This window comes from Desulfocurvibacter africanus subsp. africanus DSM 2603 (assembly GCF_000422545.1).
GTDB lineage: Bacteria > Desulfobacterota > Desulfovibrionia > Desulfovibrionales > Desulfovibrionaceae > Desulfocurvibacter > Desulfocurvibacter africanus.
Genome location: NZ_AULZ01000024.1, coordinates 11,590 through 34,557, shown reverse-complemented (window position 1 = coordinate 34,557; position 22,968 = coordinate 11,590). Strand labels below are relative to the sequence as shown.

At 63.4% G+C, this 22,968-nt stretch carries 21 protein-coding genes; 12 read left to right on the top strand and 9 right to left on the bottom strand.

The genetic code is table 11. The features are described 5' to 3' along the window. Positions 1 to 509: 509 nt before the first annotated feature. The gene (locus H585_RS0115370) at positions 510 to 1,721 is read right to left on the bottom strand and encodes a zinc-dependent alcohol dehydrogenase (protein ID WP_014259289.1); all 1,212 of its coding nucleotides are present in this window, start codon (positions 1,719 to 1,721) and stop codon (positions 510 to 512) included. Positions 1,722 to 2,349: 628 nt separating this feature from the next. Between H585_RS0115370 and H585_RS0115365 the strand changes: the two genes are divergently transcribed. Then, positions 2,350 to 3,519: a response regulator gene (locus H585_RS0115365; RefSeq protein WP_027368468.1), complete on the top strand. Its 1,170-nt coding sequence runs from the start codon at positions 2,350 to 2,352 to the stop codon at positions 3,517 to 3,519. A 198-nt stretch (positions 3,520 to 3,717) separates the two neighbouring features. On the opposite strand, the gene H585_RS0115360 is transcribed toward H585_RS0115365, so the two are convergent. Beyond that, the gene (locus H585_RS0115360; protein WP_027368467.1) at positions 3,718 to 5,091 is read right to left on the bottom strand and encodes a protein kinase domain-containing protein; all 1,374 of its coding nucleotides are present in this window, start codon (positions 5,089 to 5,091) and stop codon (positions 3,718 to 3,720) included. 189 nt (positions 5,092 to 5,280) lie between these two features. On the opposite strand from H585_RS0115360, the gene H585_RS0115355 reads away from it, so the two are divergent. The 4 genes from H585_RS0115355 (at position 5,281) to H585_RS0115340 (ending at position 9,896) form a co-directional block, all read left to right on the top strand. Continuing rightward, positions 5,281 to 5,535, top strand: coding sequence for a hypothetical protein (locus tag H585_RS0115355; RefSeq protein ID WP_005982794.1), 255 nt, complete (start codon positions 5,281 to 5,283; stop codon positions 5,533 to 5,535). 139 nt (positions 5,536 to 5,674) lie between these two features. Next, the gene (locus tag H585_RS0115350; RefSeq protein ID WP_014259286.1) at positions 5,675 to 6,352 is read left to right on the top strand and encodes a response regulator transcription factor; all 678 of its coding nucleotides are present in this window, start codon (positions 5,675 to 5,677) and stop codon (positions 6,350 to 6,352) included. Further along, on the top strand, positions 6,342 to 7,730 hold the full coding sequence (locus H585_RS0115345; protein WP_034628242.1) for a sensor histidine kinase: 1,389 nt from the start codon (positions 6,342 to 6,344) through the stop codon (positions 7,728 to 7,730). Before H585_RS0115350 ends, H585_RS0115345 begins: the two co-directional genes overlap by 11 nt. 330 nt (positions 7,731 to 8,060) lie before the next feature. Next, positions 8,061 to 9,896 (top strand): sensor histidine kinase, encoded by a 1,836-nt coding sequence (locus H585_RS0115340; RefSeq protein WP_027368465.1) that lies wholly within the window; start codon positions 8,061 to 8,063, stop codon positions 9,894 to 9,896. Between the two features lie 1,379 nt (positions 9,897 to 11,275). On the opposite strand, the gene H585_RS0115330 is transcribed toward H585_RS0115340, so the two are convergent. Then, a complete protein-coding gene (locus H585_RS0115330; RefSeq protein WP_027368464.1) occupies positions 11,276 to 11,860 on the bottom strand; it encodes a hypothetical protein in 585 nt (194 codons plus the stop codon). Positions 11,861 to 12,106: 246 nt separating this feature from the next. Here H585_RS0115330 and H585_RS0115325 point away from each other — a divergent pair, with 246 nt between their 5' ends. Genes H585_RS0115325 through H585_RS0115315 form a run of 3 tightly spaced genes read left to right on the top strand, consistent with a single transcriptional unit; the run spans position 12,107 to position 14,716 of the window. Then, positions 12,107 to 12,655, top strand: coding sequence for an aminodeoxychorismate/anthranilate synthase component II (locus tag H585_RS0115325; RefSeq protein ID WP_027368463.1), 549 nt, complete (start codon positions 12,107 to 12,109; stop codon positions 12,653 to 12,655). Then, on the top strand, positions 12,633 to 13,955 hold the full coding sequence (locus H585_RS0115320) for a chorismate-binding protein (RefSeq protein WP_027368462.1): 1,323 nt from the start codon (positions 12,633 to 12,635) through the stop codon (positions 13,953 to 13,955). Before H585_RS0115325 ends, H585_RS0115320 begins: the two co-directional genes overlap by 23 nt. Further along, positions 13,952 to 14,716, top strand: a complete 765-nt coding sequence (locus tag H585_RS0115315) for an aminotransferase class IV (RefSeq protein ID WP_027368461.1) — start codon at positions 13,952 to 13,954, stop codon at positions 14,714 to 14,716. The genes H585_RS0115320 and H585_RS0115315 overlap by 4 nt, the downstream gene beginning before the upstream one ends. Positions 14,717 to 14,829: 113 nt before the next feature. Here the strand turns inward: H585_RS0115315 and H585_RS0115310 are convergent, their stop codons facing one another. After that, positions 14,830 to 16,569, bottom strand: coding sequence for a dynamin family protein (locus tag H585_RS0115310; protein WP_027368460.1), 1,740 nt, complete (start codon positions 16,567 to 16,569; stop codon positions 14,830 to 14,832). Between the two features lie 216 nt (positions 16,570 to 16,785). On the opposite strand from H585_RS0115310, the gene H585_RS0115305 reads away from it, so the two are divergent. Genes H585_RS0115305 through H585_RS21650 form a run of 3 tightly spaced genes read left to right on the top strand, consistent with a single transcriptional unit; the run spans position 16,786 to position 17,679 of the window. Beyond that, positions 16,786 to 17,079: an ElaB/YgaM/YqjD family protein gene (locus H585_RS0115305; protein WP_005982748.1), complete on the top strand. Its 294-nt coding sequence runs from the start codon at positions 16,786 to 16,788 to the stop codon at positions 17,077 to 17,079. A gap of 4 nt (positions 17,080 to 17,083) precedes the next feature. Beyond that, the gene (locus tag H585_RS0115300; protein WP_027368459.1) at positions 17,084 to 17,485 is read left to right on the top strand and encodes a phage holin family protein; all 402 of its coding nucleotides are present in this window, start codon (positions 17,084 to 17,086) and stop codon (positions 17,483 to 17,485) included. Continuing rightward, entirely contained in the window at positions 17,455 to 17,679 is a 225-nt protein-coding gene (locus H585_RS21650; RefSeq protein ID WP_034628237.1) for a hypothetical protein, read from the top strand. The genes H585_RS0115300 and H585_RS21650 overlap by 31 nt, the downstream gene beginning before the upstream one ends. On the opposite strand, the gene H585_RS0115295 is transcribed toward H585_RS21650, so the two are convergent. Both H585_RS0115295 and H585_RS0115290 read right to left on the bottom strand, forming a co-directional pair. Then, on the bottom strand, positions 17,654 to 18,223 hold the full coding sequence (locus H585_RS0115295; RefSeq protein WP_027368458.1) for a GNAT family N-acetyltransferase: 570 nt from the start codon (positions 18,221 to 18,223) through the stop codon (positions 17,654 to 17,656). The two genes, H585_RS21650 and H585_RS0115295, sit on opposite strands and share 26 nt — an antisense overlap. A 67-nt stretch (positions 18,224 to 18,290) precedes the next feature. Beyond that, the gene (locus H585_RS0115290; protein WP_027368457.1) at positions 18,291 to 18,962 is read right to left on the bottom strand and encodes a PHP domain-containing protein; all 672 of its coding nucleotides are present in this window, start codon (positions 18,960 to 18,962) and stop codon (positions 18,291 to 18,293) included. Between the two features lie 409 nt (positions 18,963 to 19,371). On the opposite strand from H585_RS0115290, the gene H585_RS0115285 reads away from it, so the two are divergent. Beyond that, positions 19,372 to 19,851: a rubredoxin-like domain-containing protein gene (locus H585_RS0115285; RefSeq protein WP_027368456.1), complete on the top strand. Its 480-nt coding sequence runs from the start codon at positions 19,372 to 19,374 to the stop codon at positions 19,849 to 19,851. Between the two features lie 154 nt (positions 19,852 to 20,005). Here the strand turns inward: H585_RS0115285 and H585_RS0115280 are convergent, their stop codons facing one another. The 3 genes from H585_RS0115280 to pgi form a co-directional block, all read right to left on the bottom strand. Continuing rightward, positions 20,006 to 20,494, bottom strand: a complete 489-nt coding sequence (locus H585_RS0115280) for a GNAT family N-acetyltransferase (protein WP_027368455.1) — start codon at positions 20,492 to 20,494, stop codon at positions 20,006 to 20,008. 88 nt (positions 20,495 to 20,582) lie between these two features. Continuing rightward, on the bottom strand, positions 20,583 to 21,092 hold the full coding sequence (locus H585_RS0115275; RefSeq protein ID WP_244432572.1) for a GNAT family N-acetyltransferase: 510 nt from the start codon (positions 21,090 to 21,092) through the stop codon (positions 20,583 to 20,585). Between the two features lie 79 nt (positions 21,093 to 21,171). Next, the gene (gene pgi / locus H585_RS0115270; RefSeq protein WP_027368453.1) at positions 21,172 to 22,815 is read right to left on the bottom strand and encodes a glucose-6-phosphate isomerase; all 1,644 of its coding nucleotides are present in this window, start codon (positions 22,813 to 22,815) and stop codon (positions 21,172 to 21,174) included. Between the last annotated feature and the right edge of the window lie 153 nt (positions 22,816 to 22,968).

Below are 22,968 nucleotides of genomic sequence, written 5' to 3'. Positions count from 1 at the left end.
TACCCGCTCAGATCCGAGGGCGTTATGCCCGCTTCCTGAGCCACCCGTGCCTTTTCCCCGCGTTGCCAACTTAGCATATGTTGCGACTTATACCCGCGCTGCGAACTTTGCAAGAAAATTAAGTTAGCATTATGTGCTAATAGAAAAATATGCCGAGCTCTGCTGCAACTGCAAAACAAAGGCCTAAACAAGTGCATTGAAATAGCGCGAGAACAAGGTTCTGGGCTGACTCTCCACGACCTGCGGGCGAGATGCGTGATTGATTCGCCACGAGGAACAGGCGAACGTAACTTGTCCCAAAAATGCTAACAATAGCGTGGACCCGACAAGAGACTCCGCGAGAGCGAGGCAAAGGCAGCTTGGAACTGCTGTTTTCTGCTAACTTGTGCCTGCTCTGCCGGAAGGCCCCACGAAATGAACCAGAAATACGCAAACCCCGCCAAACCATCGCCCGGTGGGGTTTGCCATTGTTTCCATATCCGACAATCTCCAAATCCTATCAATAGCTATTAGGCGGCCCTGAGCTCGACCTTGACCCAGCCGGGTTCCCGGAGATCAAACTTCTCGTATGCCTCGATGACGGAATCCAGAGGCAGGCGGTGGGAGAGGATCTCGGCCGGATCCACGGCGCCGCTGGCCACCATGCGCATCAGGTCCGGAATATAGCGCCGGTGCGGGCAGTTGCCGGCCTTGACTGTCAGGTTCATCATCATGGCCTGACCCCAGGGGAAGAAGCGCACGGTTTCGGGATACACGCCGATGACCGACAGGGTGCCGGCCTTGGCGATGCACTCCATGGCCCACAGAAGCGCCTGCGACGGGGCCTGACCGGGCTTCCACAGCTCGCCCTCGGGCTTGGCCTGCGACGAGACCATCTGCGCCTGCTGCCGGAACATCTCCTCTCGCTCGCGGGCCTTGTCGGCCGCCGGGCCCGACTCCGGAGGATTGGCGTCCACGCCCACGGCGTCGATGACCCGATCCACGCCGATGCCGCCCGTGGTGGACATAACCGCCTCCACAGGGTCCTCGCGGTCGAAATTGATGCATTCGGCGCCCAGTTCCCGGGCCACGTCCAATCGCGAGTCGTGGTGGTCCACGGCGAACACCTGGCCGGCGTCCATCATGAGCGCGCTCTGGATAGCGAACAGGCCCACCGGGCCGCAGCCCAACACGAGCACGGCATCGCCGGGCTTGATCTCGGCCATGTCCGCGCCGAACCAGCCCGTGGGGAAGATGTCCGAGAGGAGGATGGCCTGGTCGTCGTCCACCTCCTCGGGAATCTTGGTCAGGCCGATATTGGCGTAGGGCACGCGTGCGTACTCGGCCTGCAGCCCGTGGAAGGGGCCGGTTGACTTGGGCCCGCCGAAAAAGGCCGTGCCGGCCCGGCTGCCGTTTGGATTGGCGTTGTCGCATTGAGAATAGTAGCCCGCACGGCAGTAGGAGCAGTAGCCGCAGGCGATGGTCGAGGGGATGACCACGCGCTCGCCGGCCTTGAGGTTGCGCACTGCCGGCCCTACCTCCTCCACGACGCCCACGCCTTCGTGACCTAGAATCGTGCCTGGCTGCATGCCGCTCATGGACCCGCGAATCATGTGCAGGTCCGTGCCGCAGATGGCGCTGGACGTGAGGCGCACGATAGCGTCCGTGGGCTGCTCGATCTTGGGCTCCTGCACATCGTCCAGGCGAATGTCGCCTATGCCGTGAAATACGACGGCCTTCATGGTCCTACCTCCTTGTGTCTCATGTCTGTCGATTCCAGCCCGCCGCCAGTGCTCAAGCCGGTTGCGGGCATCTAGCGAGCCTAGCGCGCCGTACGGCCGCGGTGAAGGCTCGACGCGGGAAAAGACGTGACACGCGGTCAGGACCCAAGCTTTTCCCAGGAGATTCGGTTTGATGAATAAAATGATTCCTTAGAGACTTGTTTATAACGTCAGCCTTTTGAGCTCGGCCGGTTTTGAAGTCATAATATAGACACGGCGGTTAAGCCAGGGCTGGTCAAATTAATATTGCCGCAAATGATTGTGATTGCGAAAGCCTTAACGTTTGAGCGTGAGCCAAAACAGGCTTTTTGCAATATCCCAAGGGAAGCTGAAAGCCGGTGGAAGCCAGCGTCGAACCGACCGTCAAGCTTGCCGCTCTTCGCTCGAACGGCCATATTTCCTCCGATCTCCACATGCTCCGGCCACAAACCATTCGCGGCAATCCCCACCGCACCACTCGGAAATCTGACAGTCGACAACAACCTAACCAGCTCCACCCAAGCCAGCTAAGCATCCGCGACTATTGGTATCAGTCCTGCATTCTTCAGGAGCGAGAACCATCAACCGGGCAGTTTTTGCCGGGGGCGACATGTCCAGCAAGCGCAGACTCTTCAGGAACGTAGTCATCGTCAGCGAGCACGAAGGGCATTCCCGCGTGGACCGCGAGGTGGCCAAAGGGCTGGGCGCGGAGATCATGGCCGTGTTCACCACGGGCCGAGAAGCCGAGGCCTATATTGGCAACCATCACGTAGACTTGGTCATCTGCGACAAGCAGCTTGCGGACATGGATGGTTACGCCTTCATGCGCGCCTTGCGTGAAAGCCCGACCACAGCCAACTTGCCCGTGGTCATGGCAACCCTGGAAAACCGCGAGCTTTCCGTGCTTGAGGCCATCGCATCGGGCTGCTCCGGCTATCTCTTGCGGCCGTACTCCATCGACACCTTCGAACGTCAGGCCGAGACGGCCAGAAAGATTCGCCGCCTGCCCGAATCCGTGACCAACTGGGCGGCGCAGCTCAAGGCCAAAAGAGAAGAATTCGAGGCTGACGAGGTCAGCCCCGAGCACAAGCGCAATGCCCGCTCGTTCTTCCAGGAGGGCAGCCGTCTTCTTTTGAACCAGGAGTGGGACGTGGCCATCGAGGCTTTCGAGCAGGCCATAAGGCTCAACGCAGCTTATGCCGAGGCCTTCGAAGGTATGGCCCAAGCATACCGCGGACTGCGCAACAAACCTCGCTACCTGGAAAACCTGACTCGCGCCGCCAAGCACTACGCCTGGAGCGACCGCTATGTCGAAGTGCGCATGCTGCACGGGGAAATCCTGCGCGAGGGCGGGCATATGGCCAACCCCTTCGTAGCCGTGGCCAAGACCCTGTGGCGGGAGCAGGATTGGGAAGCCGGCCTTCTGGCGTGGCGCCGCGCGGCCATGCTCACGCCCGAGGACGAGGAAGCCTGGCTCGGCCTGGCCATGGCCCAGCTTGAGCGCGGCAAAATGGAGCAGGCCCTGTCCACCTTGGAGCTGGCTATGGAGGAGAGCCCGGATTTCGTGCAGGTCAGGGACCTGTTTGCGCACCTCACGCAGGAGCGGCCGGCTTCGATTCTGGAGCGCGTGCTCGACCGCTGGGACGACCTGCGCGACAGCCTGCGCCAATTTACCGAAAAGCCCATCGCCAGCCTGCTGCCCGGCTCCATGCAGCGCATGCTCACCGACGAGCGCCAGGCGCTGCCCAGCCCCAGGGCCGAGGCGCGCGAAGCGTCGTAGATACTTATTTTCGCCAGAAAACCGGGGGAGGGCGTTGCCCTCCCCCGGATCCCACCCACCAGGGGAATCATTCCCCTGGACCCCCCATTTTTATGGACGAATCGCTTCGCGAGGCACGCGTAAAAAATTCGCGGGTCCAGGGAGGCGTCCTCCCTGGCGAGAGGAGCTCGAGGAGGGCGGAGCCCTCTTCGATTCGCTTTACGTTCCTCCGCGTACGGCCCTCGCGTGAAAAAAGCAGGTGAAGTCCTGGGCCGTGACGAAGCCCAGCTCCACATCGGCGCACCAGGCCGAGACGAAGGTGGCCCGGTCCGCGCTCCACAGCCTGCGCTGGGCAGTATCGAACAGCGGCTGCACGCAGTAGTCGCCCCATTCGCCGGCCGGAGCCAGGATGGTCAGCAGCTCGTCCACCGTGGGCAGCCGCCAGTCGGCAAAGCCAGCAAAGCGCACGTCGTTCAATTCCTCCACATATTCCAGGGCCTCCTCCCACTGTAGCGGGTAGGGAGAGCCTGCACGCTCCCAGACAAGGCCCGTGGCCGGGTGCTCCACGCTCAAGCCCTGCGGTTCAGCGAACATCTTTCCAGACGTGTAGTTCTTGGGCCGGCTCAGGCTGTCCAACGCGAAAACGCTTTCAGCTTCGGCCACGCGCACCCTGAGCGGAGCGGACCGAGGCCGGGCCGTAGCCGCGCGCGGCGTGACCGTGTGCTCGTCCAGGCGGCAGGACGCGGACAGCCGCTCGCGCCAGGCCGCGTGTGTCGCATCCAAGGCCGCGCACATGCTTAAGGCGCTGTCGAAACGTCGCGCCCGGTCCGGGTTTGTGGCGCGCAGGAGGAAATCGTCCCACTCTTGGCCCAGCAGCGAATTGATCTCGCTTGGCCGCCTGCGTTCGCTTTCCTGCGCGGAAACGTGGCCTGACGCGTCGTCGGGCAGCTCGCCCGTGAGCATGCGCCACAAGACCACGCCCATGGAGAACAGGTCCGAACGCTCGTCGGCTTCCTCGGGCGAATCCTCCTGCTCGGGAGCCGTGTAATAGGGCGTGCCGATTTTGAGGCCGCCGGGCTGACTGCGGCCCTCGCCACGCACGCGCGACAGGCCGAAGTCGATGAGTTTCACCGTATCCTCGGGCGTGACGAGAATGTTGAAGGGCTTCACGTCCCGGTGCACCACGCCTTCCCAGTGCAGCCGCGCAAGGCCCAGCAGGGCCTGCCGGCCGTAGCGCGCGGCCTTGTCCACGGTTAGCCGCCGGGCCGGGCCTGACTCGTAGCGCTCGCCCAGCAGCAGGCCCAGGTTCATGCAGTAATAATCCATGACGAAAAAGGGCCGGCCGGCCTGGTCACGATCGAAATCCAGCACGCCCACCACATGCTTGTCGCGGATGGAGCCCAGCACGCGCACCTCGGCCAGGAAGCGCTCCTCGATCTCCGCCGGCCCCAGGATGTACTCCAGCTCCTCGCGCGGCCGGCACAGCTTGAGGGCCACGATGCGTCCGGCCACGGGCAGGCGCACCTTGTACACCCGGCCCATGCCGCCCGCGCCGAGCAGACCCAGGATTTCGTATTTGCCGATAGTTCGCATGTGTCTCCGTGTTGCCCCCCTCTCCACCCTGGGCCATTCTGATAAGAAACCCTGGCCCCGCGCGTTTGCCCGCGCCACACATGGCCTGGAGGCACTATTGAAGCGTATCACATGATGAGCGATAATACGTAGGGTCGAAAAAGTAAAAAGCGACTTTGCGGACTCATGGTAGAATCGCAGGAGGAACCGATGACGCACTTTAACGGCGTGCCCATTCCCATCACGGTCGAATGCTACGCGGGTCATAGGGGCGAGGAGGTTCCACGGCGCTTTCATGTGGGTGGCATGGCCGTCGAAGTGGAGGAAGTGCTCGATCGCTGGCTCGCGCCGGACCACCGCTACTTCAAGGTCCGCGATCCCGATGGCCACGTCTGGATTCTGCGCCGCGACGACGAGGCCGACCTCTGGGAATTGCATATGTACAAGCATGCCGGGCAACCCTGAACCGGCGCTTCCGGGTGGGCGGCGCACCTTCCGGATGCATTCCGACGCCGCCACGCCGGGGGGGGGGCGAGTCCCTTGCGCTTTGCCCCGGCGGCAGGCATAAGGGCTTGCTGGCAACCTAAAGCCTTTGGGATCTTCTATGCGCATTCTGGTGATCGAGGATGACCTGGAGGCCGCCTCCTACATGCTCAAGGGCCTGCGGGAGAGCGGCCATGTGGTGGAGCACGCGGCCGACGGCAAGGACGGTCTGTACATGGCCGCCGCCGGAAGCTACGACGCCATGGTCGTTGACCGTATGCTGCCGGGCGTGGACGGGCTGACCATCGTCAAGACGTTGCGTTCGACCGGCAACGCCACGCCCGTGCTGTTCCTTTCGGCCATGGGCGAGGTGGACGACCGCGTGCGCGGTCTCAAGGCCGGCGGCGACGACTACCTGACCAAGCCGTATGCCTTTGCCGAGCTGCTGGCGCGACTGGAGGCCCTGGACCGCCGCGCCGGGGCCGTGACCGGCGGCACCATGCTCAAGGTCGCTGACCTGGAAATGGACCTGGTGGGACGCAGCGTGCGCCGCGCGGGCCGGAGCATAGAGCTGCAGCCCAAAGAGTTCGCCCTGCTTGAATACCTCATGCGCCACGCCGGACAGGTGGTCACGCGCACCATGCTCCTGGAAAACGTCTGGGACTACAGCTTCGACCCGCAGACAAACGTCATCGACGTGCACATCAGCCGCCTGCGCCAAAAGATAGACAAAGATTTCGACCGCCCGCTCCTGCACACCGTGCGCGGCTCGGGTTACTCCCTGCGTGATGCCCGTTAGGCTCCTGCACTCCACGACTTTCCGCTTCTCGCTTCTGTACATGCTCCTGTTCGGCGCTTCGGTGCTCATGCTGCTCGGCTACATCTACTGGACCACCGCCGGGTTCATGGAGCGCCAGACCGACGAGACCATAGCGGCCGAGGTGCTGTCCCTGTCCGAGCAGTATCGGCTGTTGGGCCTGGGCGGCATTCAGCGCAGCATCGCCAAGCGCCTGTCCGCCGAGACCGGGCACGACAGCTTTTATCTGCTGGCGGACAACAACCTGCGGCTCCTGGCCGGCAACCTACCCAGCGACGCACTGCGCGAGATTGTGCCCATCATCAACGAGCGCAACTGGCTCACGGCGTCGTTCAGGATCGGCCGCAGGCATGTCCCCATCCGTTTTCACCTGGTCGCGCTGCCCGGAAATTACACACTCATGGTCGGCCGCGACATCACGGATCTGCGTCTGATCCAGACCCTCATCATCGACTCCCTGATATGGGGTTTGGCCATGACCATGATCCTGGGCCTGGTCGGCGGTCTGGTCATGAGCCGGGGCTTGCTGAGCCGCCTGGAGAGCATCAACCGCACCAGCCGCGGGATCATGGAAGGCGAGTTGTCCCGGCGCGTGCCCACGGACGGTTCGGGCGACGAGTTCGACCAGCTGGCCTTGAACCTGAATCGCATGCTCGACCAGATAGAAGTCCTGCTGGCGTCCATCCGCCAGGTCAGCGACAATATCGCCCACGATCTGCGCACGCCGCTCAACCGCCTGCGCAGCCGCCTGGAAGTGGTGCTGCTGGAGGAGCGCGACCAGCAGACCTACCGCGAAGCCCTGGAGCGCACCATCGCCGAGACCGAAGACATCCTGGGCACGTTCAACGCGCTCCTGCGCATCGCTCAGGCCGAGGCCGGCACGAGCCGCGAGGATTCCCAGCTCCTGGACATGGCATGCATAGTCGGGGACGCGGTGGAGCTGTATGCGCCTCTGGCCGAGGAACAGGGCCTGGCCCTGCGCACGGAGCTCTCTTCGGGTCTCACGGTGCGCGGCAACAGACATCTTCTGTCGCAGGCCGTGGCCAACCTGCTGGACAACGCCATCAAGTACACCCCCGAGGGCGGCGAGGTGCTCGTGTCTTTGACCAAGGACGGCAACGGCTGTCTTCTGAGCGTGGCCGACACCGGCCCGGGTGTGCCCGAAGCCGAACGCGGCAAGGTGCTCACGCGCTTCTACCGCCTGGAGCACAGCCGCAGCACGCCCGGCAGCGGCCTGGGTCTGAGCCTGGTGGCGGCCGTGGCCAGACTGCACAAGGCTTCGCTGTCTCTTGCGGACAACCGTCCGGGCGAGCCTGCCCCTGGACTGCGCGTGGATCTGTTCTTTCCGAACTGCGTCTAGAGCAGATTGCTTTTAGAGCATTTTGCTTTTGAAAATGCTCTGCAAGCCATGCGTCGGCATGGCTTGCCGCCCCGCAGGCGTAGGCGGAATGTAATTCCGCCGTCAACGCCGAAGGGAGCGTCTGAAATACAAGATGCTTTAAGACGCCCGCTCCGGCGTTGACGGCGCAAGTGAATTGCGCCTACGCGGCGGCAAGCTCTGCGGGGGATTGATCGGAGTAGGCAGTCCCGCGCGCCTTGTCCATGGAACGAAGACAAAGTATCCTAGGCGTCTTGAAACGCATGCGGCGCGGACTTGCGCGCCAGCCTGTACAAGCAAGGGTCGCCCCACGTGATCAAGAAGTTCCTAGCCGCCTTCTCCTTGGGATTGCTCCTGCTGGCCGTCATTCTCGGCCTGGTCGGCTACCGGACCAACCGCGTGCTGGAGGCCACGGTCACGGAGCTGTTCAACCGGCAGCAGCTCATCCTTGCCCGACAAATCGCCCACGACATCCGCAACCACTTCAGTTTCCTGGAAACGAGCCTGTTGACCCTGGACTCGCTCAGGCCTTCCGGGATTACCGGCCTAGCTGGGGCCAAGGATATGGATCGTGTGTTCCAGCTCTTGGCGGGCTGGAATATCGAGGCCCTCGGTCACGCGCCCCTGAATGGTTCTGGGGCCTTGGCCGTCACGGCCGACGGTATTGTGCACGGCCAGGAACTCACGACCATACTAGCCGGCAGCCGAGCTTGGGTAAACTCCCAGACCGATGGAAACACGGTCTACATCGGGCCAGACATCGTTCCGCAAGATGGCCCGTTCGCAGGGCGGCACATCGTGGTCATGGCCGCGCGGACGTCCGGGAATCCGGATGCGCCGAGTTCAGGGCTGGACTTCCTCGTGATCGACGCCCTGGCCGTGGCCCAGCGCTATGCGCGCGAGATACGTTCGGGCGAAACCGGCTATGCCTGGGTGATCAACCACGACGGAATCTTCCTGAGCCACTACGAGGACAGATTCCTGGGCCAGAGCGCCTTCAGCGTGCGCGGGGAGCGCAACCCCCAGATATCTTACAGCCGAATCAACGAGCTCATGGCCGAGAAGCTGCTCAAGGGCGAAGAGGGCATGGACTGGTACGTCTCGGGCTGGCACCGGGGGATAACCGCCGAGATGGAGAAGCTCCTGGCCTACTCGCCGGTCCATTATGCCGGACGGGAGCACCCCGAGCTGCTGTGGTCCGTGGGCCTGACTGCGCCCACGACCGAGGTCTTCGGCATCCTGCGCCCGTTCCTGCTGCAGCAGTGGTTTGTTACGGCCGTGTCGGTGCTGCTGGCGCTGTCGGTGCTGGCGGCTGTCATATACCTGTCCCTGCGCTGGGCCGAACTGTTGCACCGCGAGGTGGACCAAAAAACCGCCGATCTGCGCGTGGAGCGGGATAAGGTTCAGGAAAGCATGACCAGGCTCCTTGAGGCCCAGGAACACCTGGTGCGCTCCGAGCGTTTTGCCGCCGTGGGCGAAGCTGCTTCCCACTTGGCCCACGAGATCAAGAACCCGCTGCTGCTCATGGGCGGTTTCGCGGCCCAGGTGCGCAGGGACCTAGCCGGGGTAGATCCCCAGGCCGAGAAGCTGCGCGGCAAGCTGCAGATCATCGAGGACGAGGCCAAGCGGCTGGAAACCCTGCTGCGCGAGGTCTCGGGCTTCACCAAACCCTGCAAGCCCGACCTCATCCCCCAGGACATCAACCAAGCCGTGCTGGATACCGTGCGGCTGGTGGAGAGCGATTTTTCCGAGCGCGGCATCGAATGCGTCCTGGAGCTGAGCCATGACCTGCCGGCAGTCCCTTTCGACAAGAACCAGATTCAACAGGTGCTGCTCAACTTGGCCAAGAACGCGGGCGAAGCCATGCCCTCCGGAGGAAAAATCCATTTCCGCTCCTGGCGTCAAGGCGAAACGGTCATGGTTTCCGTGCAGGATACGGGCATGGGCATGCCCTCGGAAGTCCTGGAACGCATTTTCAGCCCCTTCTTCACCACCAAGGCGAAAGGCACGGGCCTCGGGCTGGCCGTCTCCTTCCGAATCATGGAGGACCATGGCGGCGACATCGGAGCGACAAGCACTCCTGGCCAGGGCAGCACCTTCGTGCTCACATTGCCTCTTGCCCCTTCCACCATTGCGGTCTTAAAATAAAATATTTTGCTTTTGAAAATGCTCTACAAGCCATGCGGCGGCATGGCTTGCCGCCGCGTAGGCGTAATTCACTTGCGCCGTCAACGCCGGAGCGTCTTAAAAGCAATCCGCTCTAGAAAACGCGCGTGGGCACCCCAGGCCTGAAGCTCAAGGCCGCGCATCGATTCCCTTATTTCATTACAGGCCTAATCCGAGGGCCCATCGCAGGCTGGAGAGCATACACCTCGTGATGGAGGACGTATGCCGGAGTCTGAACCAAAGGTAGGAAGAACCCGGACGCAAGAATGCTCCCCTGGCCGATGTATCACGGGCGGCAAGAGAGGTAGCTTGCTTGGTGTAGGCAGGCCTGTGCAGGCGTTGTGCCTGCGGGCAGGCCATCATCCTCCCGCACGGCCTTGGGGAAGGTTTGGGTGGTCCAGCCTTCCCCAAGGGCCGCTCGAAGCATGGCGGCAGGAGCTGATCGCAGCGGCCGGTAGTTTCGGCCGTTGATCAAGGCGCTGGAGACGGCGCCGCATACATGCGGACCGGCCGGGCCACTGGAAACGGAATGATGTTTCAAGCGGCCGGCACATGACGGTGCTTGCATCGGTTGCATGCGCGATGGTTCCTCGGGTGACTCGGCCGGCTCCAATTTGATTCAATCCTCTTCGTCTATTCCTGAGCCATCGGAACGTTGCGGCATCTCATATATGCGGCATGGATAGGTTCCCACCCGGAATAATCCAATGATCATCCGAAGTGCATCTTCCACTTGGCGGGAGATGCTGCCAGAACGTGCCTCCGGACAGGCGTGCTTTTGGTCTTGACCCCGATCTTGAGCATGATATGAAGTCTCCACGCACGGAAGGCGGTGCGCATGACCAACTCTCTTCTCTATCTCCTTCTGCCGCTCCTCTGCACCTGATCCGGAATGGATTTGATATACGGTTCACGCTCGCGTTGACATTCGAGCACGATCGCGCTTCGACCTCTATTTGCGCCCTCAGGCGCGGGGACGTCGGCTTGTACGCCGTCCCCGCGCCATTGCTTTTTTCATTCGCGTAGGACACTGACCGACATTAAAATCAGACTGCGTCCTATACACGCACGCCCACCAATACAATACATACCTACCGTGACAATGTGGCGCGTTTTTCAGCAAGGCGACTCATGCATGCGACCGCAGAGCCAAGAGGCTGATCCCACCCGAGCATTGTCCCACGCATGACCCAGCCTGGCTGCGGCATCCGGCCCCCTTGAAGCTGGACAGTGCGGCTGATGCGATTTGTCTCGATTCTCATCTTCTCGTTCTCCTCGCGTAGTCTGTCCCGGCGGCCCCCAGACCGTCGGGACAGACGTTTTTGAAGCCCCCGACGACCGCGCATCACGGAAAGGCCCTATCATCCAAGCTTTGAAAACATCAGCCCAAAATCCTTCAAGAATTGCTGGGAATATTGCCCGTACAGCTTCTGGGCGTTCTGGGACATGGCCATACTGTCGCCGGTCAGTCCGGTCAGCCCGGCCTGACCTGCGCGCATGAGACTTGCCGCTTGGCCGGCCTGGTCTCCGAAGGTATCGACAGGCGCGGCGTTCAAGCTGCTCTGCTCAGGCATGGCCGCCTGCTTGCGCAAACCCAGGGCATCCAGACGGCCCTGATGCGTGGCCGTTTCGGCGCGCTGAATCTCGGTTTCGGCGGCGCGGGTGCGTGCGGCCGCCTCGACCGCGGCCTCCTGCATGGACGAGGAGTGGCCCATCCAGGCCATGCGCGCCGGGTCCAGGCCCATGGAAGACAGCTTGCGCTCCTCGCCTTCGCGGGCCTTCACGAAGGATGCGCGCACATCCACGGTCGCGCGTCCCGCCGCGCGCGTGGGGTCGGCCTGCACTCCCGCCAGGGCATCCTGCACGACCTGCTCTTCCAAGGGATCGAAATGCTGCATCGAGCGCACGGCCGTGGCCACGGAGGCTTCCTTGAGCGGCTTGTACAACTCGATGTCGCGCCTGACCTCCGAAACCTGGGCTTCGCGCAGCGGAGCCAGCAGCCCATGTCGCTCACGGCCTGCCGCGGCATCGAACTCCGATTGTCTTCACGACTGAGCACAGGCCCCATGCGCGCCCGTGAGCATGTTGTCGGCAAGCACTCGACACCCAGACCTTGTCCGGCACGAAGTCCATGCGCTCAAGGGCTTGCCCTCGAAGTTTTTTGATGATCTTGTCGCCGCGAGGGAGGGGATTTGCACATCCTGCTGGTGGACAACGAGGACAGCTTCACGCGCAATCTGGAGCATCTGCTGGCCGTGACCACTGGTCGCGCGCCCGAGGTGCTGCCTTACGCCCTCTTCCAGACGGACCTGACCGCCGAATGCGACATGCTGGTCATTTCGCCCGGGCCGGGCCATCCTCGCGAGTACCCGGCCTATGCGCCGTTGTTCACCAGTCGCGAGCAGGGCCAACCCGACAAGCCGGTGCTCGGCGTGTGCCTGGGCATGCAGATCATCAACGAGTGCCTCGGCGGGCGCACCGAACGGCTTCACGGCTGCGTGCACGGCAAGGCCGAGGAGATCGGCTTCCTGGGACGTCGCGAGCGCGTGGCCCGCTATCACTCGCTGCACGTGACCAAGCTCGGCGATGGATTGGAGGCCCTCGCGGCCACGGACAAAGGCGTGGCCATGGCCTTGCGCCATCGCCACAGGCCGTTCCTCGGCTATCAATTCCATCCTGAATCTTTCTTGACTGAAAACGGCGAGGCCTTCATCCGCCATGCCCTGCGCGAATTGCTTTGAGCTGCCGGACGAGCTGGCGTTGTCCTTCCTGGAAGCCTTGGGCCTCGCGGGCGGGGTGGACGTGCTCTTGTCCGCCAAAGGCAGACACGTCTCTTTCCTGGCCGGGCTAGGACCAAAGGACGAGCTGGTGGTGCGGGCCTCCACCAGCCGCGAGGAGCTGGAGCGCTTTCTATTCGCGGACAATCGGCCAACCGTGGGATTCCTGGGCTACGAGTATGGCCTGCGAAGGCTGGGCCTGGCTTCGGCCAAGGATTCGGATTTCCCCTTGGGCCACCTCAAGAAGTACGAAACCTATCTGCTGTACGAGGCGGGATGCGTGCGCCTGGTGGGCCAGGCACGTCTGGACGGCAGGGTGGCGGCCCTGCTGGAGCGTGCCGCCGAGGCAGCCGCCAAGACAGCGGAAAGTCCAGCGGCTCGCGGGAGCGCTCGGAAGGAGAGTGCGCGGGCCGAGGGCCTGGGCCGGCTGGTCTCGGCCAGCCTGGACCGCCAGGCCTACGAGGCCGCTGTGCGCCAAGCCCAGGAGCGCATCCGCGACGGCGACACCTACCAGCTCAACCTGTCCATCCGCTTCACGGCCGAAGCCAAGGGCCTGGACGCTTACGGCCTGTTCCTGGACCTGGCTCGCCGACATCCCGCGTCTTACTACGGCTATTTCGAGAGCGGGCCCTTCCGCGTGGTATCCACCTCGCCCGAGCGTTTCATGCGCGTGCGCGACGGCCAAGTGCTCTCCCAGCCCATCAAGGGAACCAAGCATCTGGACGCAAGGTTCGGAGATCGAGAAGCGGCCGGGGCGGAGCAGGCCCTGCGAACTTCGGCCAAGGAGGACGCCGAGCTGTCCATGATCGTGGACCTGGTGCGCAACGACATCAGCGCCCACTGCGAGTTCGGCTCGGTGCGCGTGGAGAACCACAAATCCGTGTTCCGCGTGGACAACCTGCTCCAGATGCACTCGGATGTGACGGGCAGGCTCAAGCCCGGCAGCACGGTGCTCGACCTGTTGCTGGACGCTTTTCCGCCTGGTTCGGTAACGGGTTGCCCCAAGAAACGCTCCTGCGAGATCATCGATTCCTTGGAGCCGCACAGCCGCAACGTGTATTGCGGCACGCTGCTGGCCATCTACGGCCGGCGCGACATGGACAGCTCCGTGGCCATTCGCACGGGCTTTCTTGACACTGGCGCGGGTTTCTTCCATTTTTATGCTGGCAGCGGCATCGTCATGGACTCCAGCCCCTCCTGCGAATACGCGGAGACACTGGCCAAAGCCGAAAAGTTCCTCCAACTCCTCGGAGGCGGCGAATGATCTTCTATTACAAGGGCGAATACGTTGCGGATGGCTGGCAGGTCAGCCCGGATGACCTGCACGTGCGCTTCGGGGTGGGTTTCTTCGAGACCCTCTACTACAGCGGGCAAATGATCCGCTATCTGGACGCGCACTTGGAACGCGTATTCCATTCCATGGAGCAGTTCCAGATCGCCTACGCCAAGGCGCCCTGGGAGGAGGTCGTGGCCGAACTGCTGCACCGCAACGGCCTTGCGGGCGGGACAGCCAAGGTCAACATCTTCTACCCGGTGGCGGACTTCGGCCAGCGGGCCCAGCCGCTCATCCAGGTCAGCCCCTGGCATCCAGAGCCCGATCGCTTGTACCGCTTGGCCGTGTACCCGTGGCACCAGGAATCCTACCTGAGCGGCCACAAGAGCATGAACTACATGCACAACGTGCTTGCCAAGCGCCACGCCCGCCAGCAGGACCGCGACGATGCACTGCTGACCGACTCGGCCGGCCAAGTGCTGGAGACCTCTGCCTGCGCCCTGCTCTTCTCCGACGGTTCGGGCTTCGTGGCGCCCAAAAGTGATTTCACCCTGAGAAGCGTATCCCTTGCCCGCGCGGCCGGGGCCCTGCCCATCCGGCACAGGTCCGTCCGCCTGGCCGAACTGCCCGAATTCCGCCATGCCTACGTGCTCAACTCGCTCATCGGCATGCGGCCGGTCACGAGCATCGGCGACGCGGCCTACGAGCCCGACGAGAAGAGCTGCGAGCTGGCCACGCTCAGGATTCTGTAGCCTGTTTGGTTCATCCAGTTCGAAATTGAACTACGCGGGTCCAGGGCGTCGTCACGCCCTGGTGGGAGGAGTCTGGGGAGGGCAACGCCCTTCCCAGTTCTTGTGCGAAAGCCCTATCCCGCGCGTTCCTGGGCCTCGACCAGGGACTGCGCGCCAGACAGTTCGCCATCCAGGGCCAGACGCATGGCCCCAACCTTGGCTTTAAGGTTGGCCAGGCGCTCCTCGCGTTCGCGGATGTTCTCGTAGAAGGGTTGGAAGGCCAAATCCAGATCCGAATAGATTACCTCGATCTGGGCCGCGAGATTCTCGGACAGGTCACGCTCGAACCTCTCTCGACCTTCCTCGAAGCCCTGCTCGAAGCGGCGCACGATGCCCCTGCGCTTGAAGGTCAGCGTGTTGATGGCCAGCAGCGCGCCGAGCATGGACAGGATGCCGCCCGTTACGTCGAAGAAAGCCGTGTGCACCGTGGCGGCTATGATGGCGCCCACGGCGGTCAGAAAGCCGCCGACCATGGTCTGCTCGCCCATGCGCTCCAGGCCCGTGGGCCGCAGCCTGCCGCTCAGGGACTCGTCGCGCAGGAGCAGCAGCACGTTGTCGATGCAGGTGTTGATGACACTCAGGCGCTTGTTGGTGATGCCGGAGACGCCCAGATGCTGGGGCCTGGGGCTACGCGTGGACTTGAGCTCCTCCAGCAGGATCTCCATGACGCGCGAGATGTTCTCGGTGATGCGGCTGGCGGCCTCCCGAGACACGGCCTCCACGTCACGCGAAAAACGTTGATTGAAGGTCGCGCCCAACCCCTCCAGCCAATCGTTGAGCGGCCTCTTGCGCTTGAACACGCTGGACAATGACGAGCGCACCAGAGTGCCGATGCCCAACCCCTCGCGGAAAGCCTGCGTGGTATCCTCGGCGTTGCGGCGGTAGGCATCCACGAGCTTGGCCTTGAGCAGGTCGGCGTCGCGCAGAGAGTATTCCTTGCTGCGCTCCATGGCCCGCGCTATGGCTAGGCGCTCCGCGCGGTCCTTGTCCAGGGCCTCGGCATGGGCGCGCAGGTCCTCCTGCACGCCGTCCAGGATGCGCAGGCCGGTGTTGATCAGCGACTCCATCTTGAGCACGTAGTGGCGGCCCCCCGTGACCGTGGAACTGATGTAGTCCCAGATCTCCTGCATGCCGCTGCCGGGCTTGCCCTCGCTGGCCAGCTTGGCCGAGACAGGGAAGATGCGCGGTGAGTTCACGCCGCGCTCGCGGGCGTACTCGGCGACGCGGGCCAGGTTCACCTTCAACTCCGCGGGACTGGCGCGGTCGGCCTGCTGGAGCACGAAAATGATCTTTTTGTGCCAGTCGCTGTGCACCAGGCGGAACAGTTCCCAGGCCGAGCGAGCGTAGGGGTTCACGGCCGGGAAAACGAAGATGGCCAAGTCCGCTTCAGGGATGAAGCGCTCCGTGATCTCCTGGTGGCGCTCGATGATGGAGTTGGTGCCCGGCGTGTCCACGATGGCGACTTCCCGCAGGATGTCGTTGGGCAGGCCGACCTCGCGCACCTGGTCGGACACGATGCGCTCGCTCCTGCGTGGGGCGTGCACGATCTTCTGGATGACGTCGGTGCACGGGTCCGGGGCCACGGCGCAGATGTCCTCGCCGAGCAGGGCATTGATGAAGCTCGACTTGCCGGCCTTGACCTCGCCCACCACCACGAACAGGAACGGCGCGTTGACACTGCGCACGAGCCCATGGGCGACATCCAGAAGCTCGGTGTCGCCGACCTCCGCGCATATTTCCACCAGTCTGCCCACGAGACTCGCTATGTTCTCCTTGAACCGACTGTACTGCAGCTGCATGATTTCTGGCTTCATAGATTCCTTCCGGCAGGCGCGGGACCGCATATTGTTTGCACATGGCACCAAGCGGCCACGTGCGCAAAAGACTATCCGCGCTTATGCCACGCATCCTCCCGCACGCCAAGCGTAGCACGCAACTGCTTGCCCATGTAGGCTTTTCCCTGTTATCTAGAATTATGGAGTTTTTCGCGATGCATGCGTTCCAAATAGACGCGAACCAAAGGAGGAATCATGGACATTTCCAAGACCAAGGAAAACCTGTCCCGCGATTTCCAGAGCCTGCTCAAGAACGCCCAAAGCCTCATCGAGGCCACTTCCGGCGAGGTGGATCAGAAGACAAAGCAGGCGCGCCAGAAACTGGAGGAGAGTCTCCAGTCGGCCGAGCAGGCCTACGAGGAGCTTGAAGATCGCTTGAAGATCCACGCCAAGAACGCCGACAAGCTGGTCAGGGAAAAGCCCTACCACGCCATGGGTGTAACCCTGCTGGTCGGGGTGGTTCTTGGCTGGCTCATGGGCAGGAAATAAGCGAGTGCTGCACAAGATTCTGGCTCTCGTGGCCAATGCCGGAGACAACGCCAGGCGCGGCTTGGACCTGGTCCTGGCCATCCTGCACAATCGGCTGCGATTGCTGTCCCTGGAACTCAAGGAGGAACAGCTCAGGTTCGTGCAGGTCCTGGTCTGGTCCCTGCTGGGCCTGGGCCTGTTCTTCATGGGTCTTGTGCTGGCCGTGCTGGCCGTGATTTTTCTGGCCGGCGAGGAGCACCGCCTGATGTCCCTGGCCGTATGCGCGGGCGTGCTGCTGCTGGCCGGGCTGGCCTCGGCCTTGATCGCCATGGCCCGGCTCAAGCGCCAACCCGCTCCCTTTGCCCAAACCATCGCCGAGTTCGGCAAGGACCGCCAATGGCTCTCGGATCGCGACTCCGGCGTATAGCAGTCCAAAAGCTGGCCCTGACCGCCGAGGCGCAGGTCCTGCGCTCCATGGCTGACCTGGAGCTGCTGGGCTGGCGCAGACGTCTGGGCGTACTGGGCTCCGTCACGCGGGCGGCCGCCCCATTCCTGACGATCTGGCGCTTGCTGCGCTGTAAGGACGGCCCGCCCGTCAGTCCTCCAACAGCTTGCCCATGACAAGGGCGTCCATCCAGGCCCCGGCTACAAGAAAGGCCCGCCGTCGCCGGCCTTCCACCGCAAAGCCCATGCTCTCGTACAAGCCTTGCGCGGCGTCGTTGGCGGCCATGGTTTCCAATTCCAGCCGTTGCGCGCCCATGCCCCTGGCCCACTGCTCCACATTCGCCAGCATGGCCCGGCCCAGACCTTGCCGCCACCAGCGGCGGCGCACGGCCAGAGCCGAAATGCGCACGCAGTGCCTGGTCCTGGCCAGGCCTCCGCTAACGGCCAGAGTATAGCCGGCAAGCTCTGGCCCGACCTGGGCCACGAACATTGCCAGACCGCGCACAAGCCCGGCCTCCACGAGCAGGTTGCGAGTATCCTCCACGGACAGGCTGCGTTCGCCCTTGCCGTAGATCATGAACGGCGTTTCGACATCAACCTCCCGCATGAGCCGCAGCAACCCGGCGGCATCATCCAGGCGCGCGGCGCGTACGGTCACAGGCGCATCGCTTCGGCCCGTATCGTTCCCAACGGGAGTGATGGAATCCATGAGATGGGACACTGCGCTTCTCCTTGCGAGGGGAAAACTTCGGATAGGCCACAGCAGATGTTTAAGCAAGATCAGGCCTTCAGGACAGAATCCGGCGCAGCAGCTTGCTGTTCTGATGCTCCTGCGTACCTCCGGACTTGAGCGCCACCACCAGATCGGCCATGGACTCCACGCGGCCGGGGATCTGCGTGGCCAACGCGCCCACGGCCTCCTCGGAGTGTGCGTCCGTGGCCCAGACCGGCACCAGGCCGAAATCCCGCCGGGCCTGTTCGTACAATGCAGCTGCACTGGACACATACGTATCCTTGCCGGAAAACCCGGCGCGCAGGATGTTCACCGAGCTCATCTCGATTCCGTCCACGAGCGCCAGTATCCGCTCCAGGCGCTTGTCGCGAGCGTCGGTGTAGCGGAACGGGTGGGCCACGAAGGCGAAGACCTGTTCCCGCACCGGCGCGAGCATGCCCTCCAGGTCCCTGGTGCGCATGAACCTGGGCGAGCGCTCGGGCAATGCGTCGCCCAGGAGCACCACGTCATAGCCCTCGACCAAGGTGACTTCCATGCCCGAGAGCAGCAGCAGGCCGGGAGAGGCTTCGCGCAAGGTCGCAAGCTCCGCCTCGGGCCAGCGGATGCGGTGCTCGGTGATGACCAGGCCGTGCAAGCCGCGCTCCAGCGCCAGTTCGCAGGCCCGTCGGGGCGAGAGGGCCGAGCAGCCGGAATAGCGCGTGGTGTGCAGATGCAAGTCGAAAAGCATGGTCGCGGAAGACTGTGAAGGCTCTGGGACGCACATCATGAGCTATGGTTAGCAGATCGTAACCAGCAGCGAAAGCCAAATAGGCTGGACAGGTACGACAAGTTCGGATGGCTCCGGCGGCCCCTCCGGCGGTCAAGAGTGCGTTGCCCCTTTGGAGACCCCGTCAGGGGAGACGCCCCCCCCTGAACCCGCGAATCCGAGTCCGGCGGCATGGCCGAAGCCGTGATGTGGTATTCCCCAGCGGCTTTGACGGCTGTGAGGCTTCGAAGCTGGATAAAGGCTTAAGCATCGTATATGCTTGGAGTACCTGGATCGCTCCGCAATTCTTCAGGAACATGCACCTGCTGCAGCCTGGATCCGGCTGATTAGCGATCCCAACTCATCCCGTACAGGAGCGCAAGGAGCTTGCATGACGGAGAAGACTAGCGAGAACATGCGTCAGGCCTTGGCGGATACGTCCCTGGAGGCGGCCCGCACCTCCGTGTTGGCCAAGCTGGCCCAAAAGTCCGGGCGGCCGGACGCGGCCCGGCTGCTCAAGGCCCTGGCCCTGGCCGATGAGGCGCAGGCCAGACGCATCCTGGCCCTGGCCAGGGGCAAGCTAGGCGGTCTGGATGACGGACTGCGCGACCTGGCCCGGCGCAAGGCCCAGGAAGACGCTCTGCGGCTGAAGCAGGAGCAGGCCTTGGCCGAAGGCAGGGCCACTGAAGCCGCGCTTTTCGGGCAGATCATCCAGGCCGGCCGCAGCCATGCGGAGCTGTTGATCGACCCTGACAAGACACCGCCGGCTTTGTTCGCCTGCCAGATATGCGGCTACCTGATCCACACCGAGGCGCCGGAGAACTGTCCGGTCTGCCAGGCAGTGCGCGAAAGATTCGACAAGGTCGAGTAGATCCTCGCGCAGCGAGTCGCACGAGCACAGGCGCGAAGGAAAGCGGATTGGGCGGAGCCAGCCAGGTAGGGGAAACGCCGACAAAGATCCCGCGCACGGCCGTCCCAGAGTGGGAGGCGCGCGGCAGCCAGAGCCATGGGCGCTGCAAAAGGCGTCAGGAGGCGATGGTCTTGGCCATCTCCACGCAAGGCAGACATTCATCCAGCGGCAATTGACGGGTGTTCTCGCGCACGACGCAATAACCGCGCGAGCGGTAGAAAGGCTTGGCGCTGGGAGAGGCGCTCAGGCGCAGAATGTGCTGGCCGCGACGCATGGCCTCCTGCTCCACCTTGGCCAGCAGGGCCGAGCCCAGGCCGGAGCCGGAGTGGTCGGGGTGCACGCACACGATGCGCACCACATTGCCGGCGAGTACGGCAAAGCCCGCTATCTCGCCGTCTATCTCGGCCACGAAGCCGACCACGCCGTGAACCATGTTGCGGCGGACGCTCGCGGGCGAACTGGCTCCGCTCCAGGCTGCGACGTCCTTGGTGGGGCTGCCCTCGGGGATGCGGCGCACGGCCGCGTTTTGCACACGAGAGATGGCCTCGGCGTCTTCCAGCCGGACCGCGCGGATAACAAGGTTTTTATAGATCTTGCTGATCATGCTGACACCATGCTGTTTTGGTTCGTGGATACTTTTCGCATGTCGGAACGCCGACATCGGTTAACAGCATGCACATATCAAGCCACCACTATACGACTTTGGCCATCCTGCGGCATGGCATGCTCAGATCCGCGCATAGATCGAACTCTCCAGGCCCCAGATCGGTATATCCATTGCGTACGTAGAATGGCGCCGCATTGAGCGAGGCACGCAGAAATACACATTTGAATCCACTTTTGCGTGCGGCGTTCTCCAAAGCCTGCAGCAGCGCTTGCCCAAAACCTTGCCGGCCATGGCCCGGATGCACGTATACCGCGCGGATAAGTTGGCCTTCCAGGCAACCGAAACCGACTGCCGCGCCATTATGCCGGGCAACCAGGAAGAGCAGGCCGGGATCGGCCATATACGAGCTCATGCGCAGGCTGCTGATGGAGTCTCGCCAGGCGTTCAGAATCTCAGGCGGGTAAATATGCGCAGGCACGGCGGACACGGCGGCCGTGTGCACGGCCTGCAAGGCTTCGGCGTCTTCGGGTCTCGCGGACCTGATGAGGCAACGCGATCCGGAGGAATCCACGGGCAGGTCATGGCGGGCTGCCAAGGAATCGCGTGGTTCCGAGAGCGCTTTCGCGTGCGGATGGCTGAAGCCTGTTGAGACGCAAGCAACCTTCGCGGACACTCTAGCCTCGCATGGCCTTGTAGGCGTTGATCAGGCCGTTTGTGGACGCATCGTGGCCCGTCAAGGACTCGTCTCCCTGCAGCTCCGGCAGGATGGCATTCGCCAGTTGCTTGCCCAGTTCCACGCCCCATTGATCGAAGGAGTTGATGCGCCAGATGGCGCCCTGGATAAAGATCTTGTGCTCGTACAGGGCGATGAGGCTGCCCAGGGTCTCGGGCGTCAGCTCGCGATAGAGAATGGAGTTCGAGGGTCGATTGCCCGGGAAGACGCGGTGCGGAAGGAGCCGCTCGATTTCCTCGGGCTCCTTGCCCGCGGCTTCCATCTCGGCGAGCGCCTCCTCCTCGGTCTTGCCCTTCATGAGCGCCTCGGTCTGGGCGAAGAAGTTGGACAGCAGCTTCTCATGGTGATCGCCCACGGGATTCAGGCTGCGGGCCGGAGCCAGGAAGTCGCAGGGCACCATGCGCGTGCCCTGGTGGATGAGCTGGTAGAAGGCGTGCTGGCCGTTGGTGCCCGGCTCGCCCCAGATGATGGGCCCGGTGTGGTAGTCCACGGCCTGCCCGTTCAGGGTCACGCCCTTGCCGTTGGACTCCATGTCGCCCTGCTGCAGGTAGGCCGGGAAGCGCGCCAGGTACTGGTCGTAGGGCAGGACAGCCAGACTCTCGGCGCCAAAGAAGTCGGCGTACCAGACGCCGATCAGGGCCAGGATGACGGGCATGTTGCGCTCCAGCGGCGTGGTGCGGAAATGCTCGTCCATGGCATGCGCGCCGTCGAGCAGCCGCTCGAAGACGTCGAAGCCCACGGCCAGCGCGATGGGCAGGCCAATGGCCGACCACAGGGAATAGCGCCCGCCGACCCAGTCCCAGAACTCGAACATGTTGTCCGGGTCGATGCCGAAGGACTTCACGGCCTCGACGTTGGTGGACAGGGCCACGAAATGTCTGGCCACGGCGCGCTCGTCTCCGGCGGCATCCAGCAGCCAGCCCTTGGCGGAGTTCGCGTTGGTCAGGGTCTCCTGCGTGGTGAAGGTCTTGGAGGCCACTATGAACAGGGTCGTCTCCGGGTCCAGGCCTTTGAGCGTCTCGACCAGATGCGTGGCGTCCACGTTGGATACGAAATGCGCGCGCATGTTCGGCAGGCGGTAGTAGGCCAAGGCCTGGGTGGCCATGAGCGGCCCCAGGTCCGAGCCGCCGATGCCGATGTTGACCACGTCCGTGATCCGGCGGCCGGTCCAGCCCGTCCATTCGCCGGCGCGCACGCGCCGCACGAAGGCCCGCATATGCTTGAGCACGCGGTGGACCTCGGGCATGACATCATGGCCGTCCACGTAAATGGGCCGGTTGCTCCGGTTGCGCAGGGCCACGTGCAGCACGGCCCGCCGCTCAGTGGTGTTGATCTTCTCGCCCGCGAACATGGCCGCGCGGCGCTCCTCCACCTGCTGCTGACGGGCCAGGTCCGCCAGCAGGCGCATGGTCTCCTCGTTGACGAGGTTCTTGGAGTAGTCCAGCAGGATGTCGCCCACGCGCAGGGAAAATCTATTAAAGCGCCGCGGATCAGAGGCGAACAGGTCGCGCATGTGCGTGTCGGCCATCTGGGGATAATGGTCCAGCAGGGCTTTCCAGGCGGGTGATTGGCTGAGTCGGATCATGGTGGCTCCTTGGTCGGGCCGCTTGGGCCGGTGTGCCGGCCGGATGATTCGGATCGGAATTGCCCAGATCGTAGTGGACGATCCCGGCGCAGAAGTCAACGCCGGCCAAGCATGGCCGGCGTAGCCGCATCGCATCGGACTCGGCTGGGGCGT

What these genes read in the sequence shown, in the direction of transcription:
- H585_RS0115280 (WP_027368455.1), bottom strand. Translation starts at nt 20,494, where the DNA reads ATGATCAGCAAGATCTATAAAAACCTTGTTATCCGCGCGGTCCGGCTG.
- H585_RS0115290 (WP_027368457.1), bottom strand. Translation starts at nt 18,962, where the DNA reads ATGCTTTTCGACTTGCATCTGCACACCACGCGCTATTCCGGCTGCTCG.
- H585_RS0115315 (WP_027368461.1), top strand. Translation starts at nt 13,952, where the DNA reads ATGATCTTCTATTACAAGGGCGAATACGTTGCGGATGGCTGGCAGGTC.
- H585_RS0115365 (WP_027368468.1), top strand. Translation starts at nt 2,350, where the DNA reads ATGTCCAGCAAGCGCAGACTCTTCAGGAACGTAGTCATCGTCAGCGAG.
- H585_RS0115285 (WP_027368456.1), top strand. Translation starts at nt 19,372, where the DNA reads ATGACGGAGAAGACTAGCGAGAACATGCGTCAGGCCTTGGCGGATACG.
- pgi (WP_027368453.1), bottom strand. Translation starts at nt 22,815, where the DNA reads ATGATCCGACTCAGCCAATCACCCGCCTGGAAAGCCCTGCTGGACCAT.
- H585_RS0115360 (WP_027368467.1), bottom strand. Translation starts at nt 5,091, where the DNA reads ATGCGAACTATCGGCAAATACGAAATCCTGGGTCTGCTCGGCGCGGGC.
- H585_RS0115370 (WP_014259289.1), bottom strand. Translation starts at nt 1,721, where the DNA reads ATGAAGGCCGTCGTATTTCACGGCATAGGCGACATTCGCCTGGACGAT.
- H585_RS0115345 (WP_034628242.1), top strand. Translation starts at nt 6,342, where the DNA reads ATGCCCGTTAGGCTCCTGCACTCCACGACTTTCCGCTTCTCGCTTCTG.
- H585_RS0115320 (WP_027368462.1), top strand. Translation starts at nt 12,633, where the DNA reads ATGCCCTGCGCGAATTGCTTTGAGCTGCCGGACGAGCTGGCGTTGTCC.
- H585_RS0115350 (WP_014259286.1), top strand. Translation starts at nt 5,675, where the DNA reads ATGCGCATTCTGGTGATCGAGGATGACCTGGAGGCCGCCTCCTACATG.
- H585_RS0115355 (WP_005982794.1), top strand. Translation starts at nt 5,281, where the DNA reads ATGACGCACTTTAACGGCGTGCCCATTCCCATCACGGTCGAATGCTAC.
- H585_RS0115310 (WP_027368460.1), bottom strand. Translation starts at nt 16,569, where the DNA reads ATGAAGCCAGAAATCATGCAGCTGCAGTACAGTCGGTTCAAGGAGAAC.
- H585_RS0115305 (WP_005982748.1), top strand. Translation starts at nt 16,786, where the DNA reads ATGGACATTTCCAAGACCAAGGAAAACCTGTCCCGCGATTTCCAGAGC.
- H585_RS21650 (WP_034628237.1), top strand. Translation starts at nt 17,455, where the DNA reads ATGGCTCTCGGATCGCGACTCCGGCGTATAGCAGTCCAAAAGCTGGCC.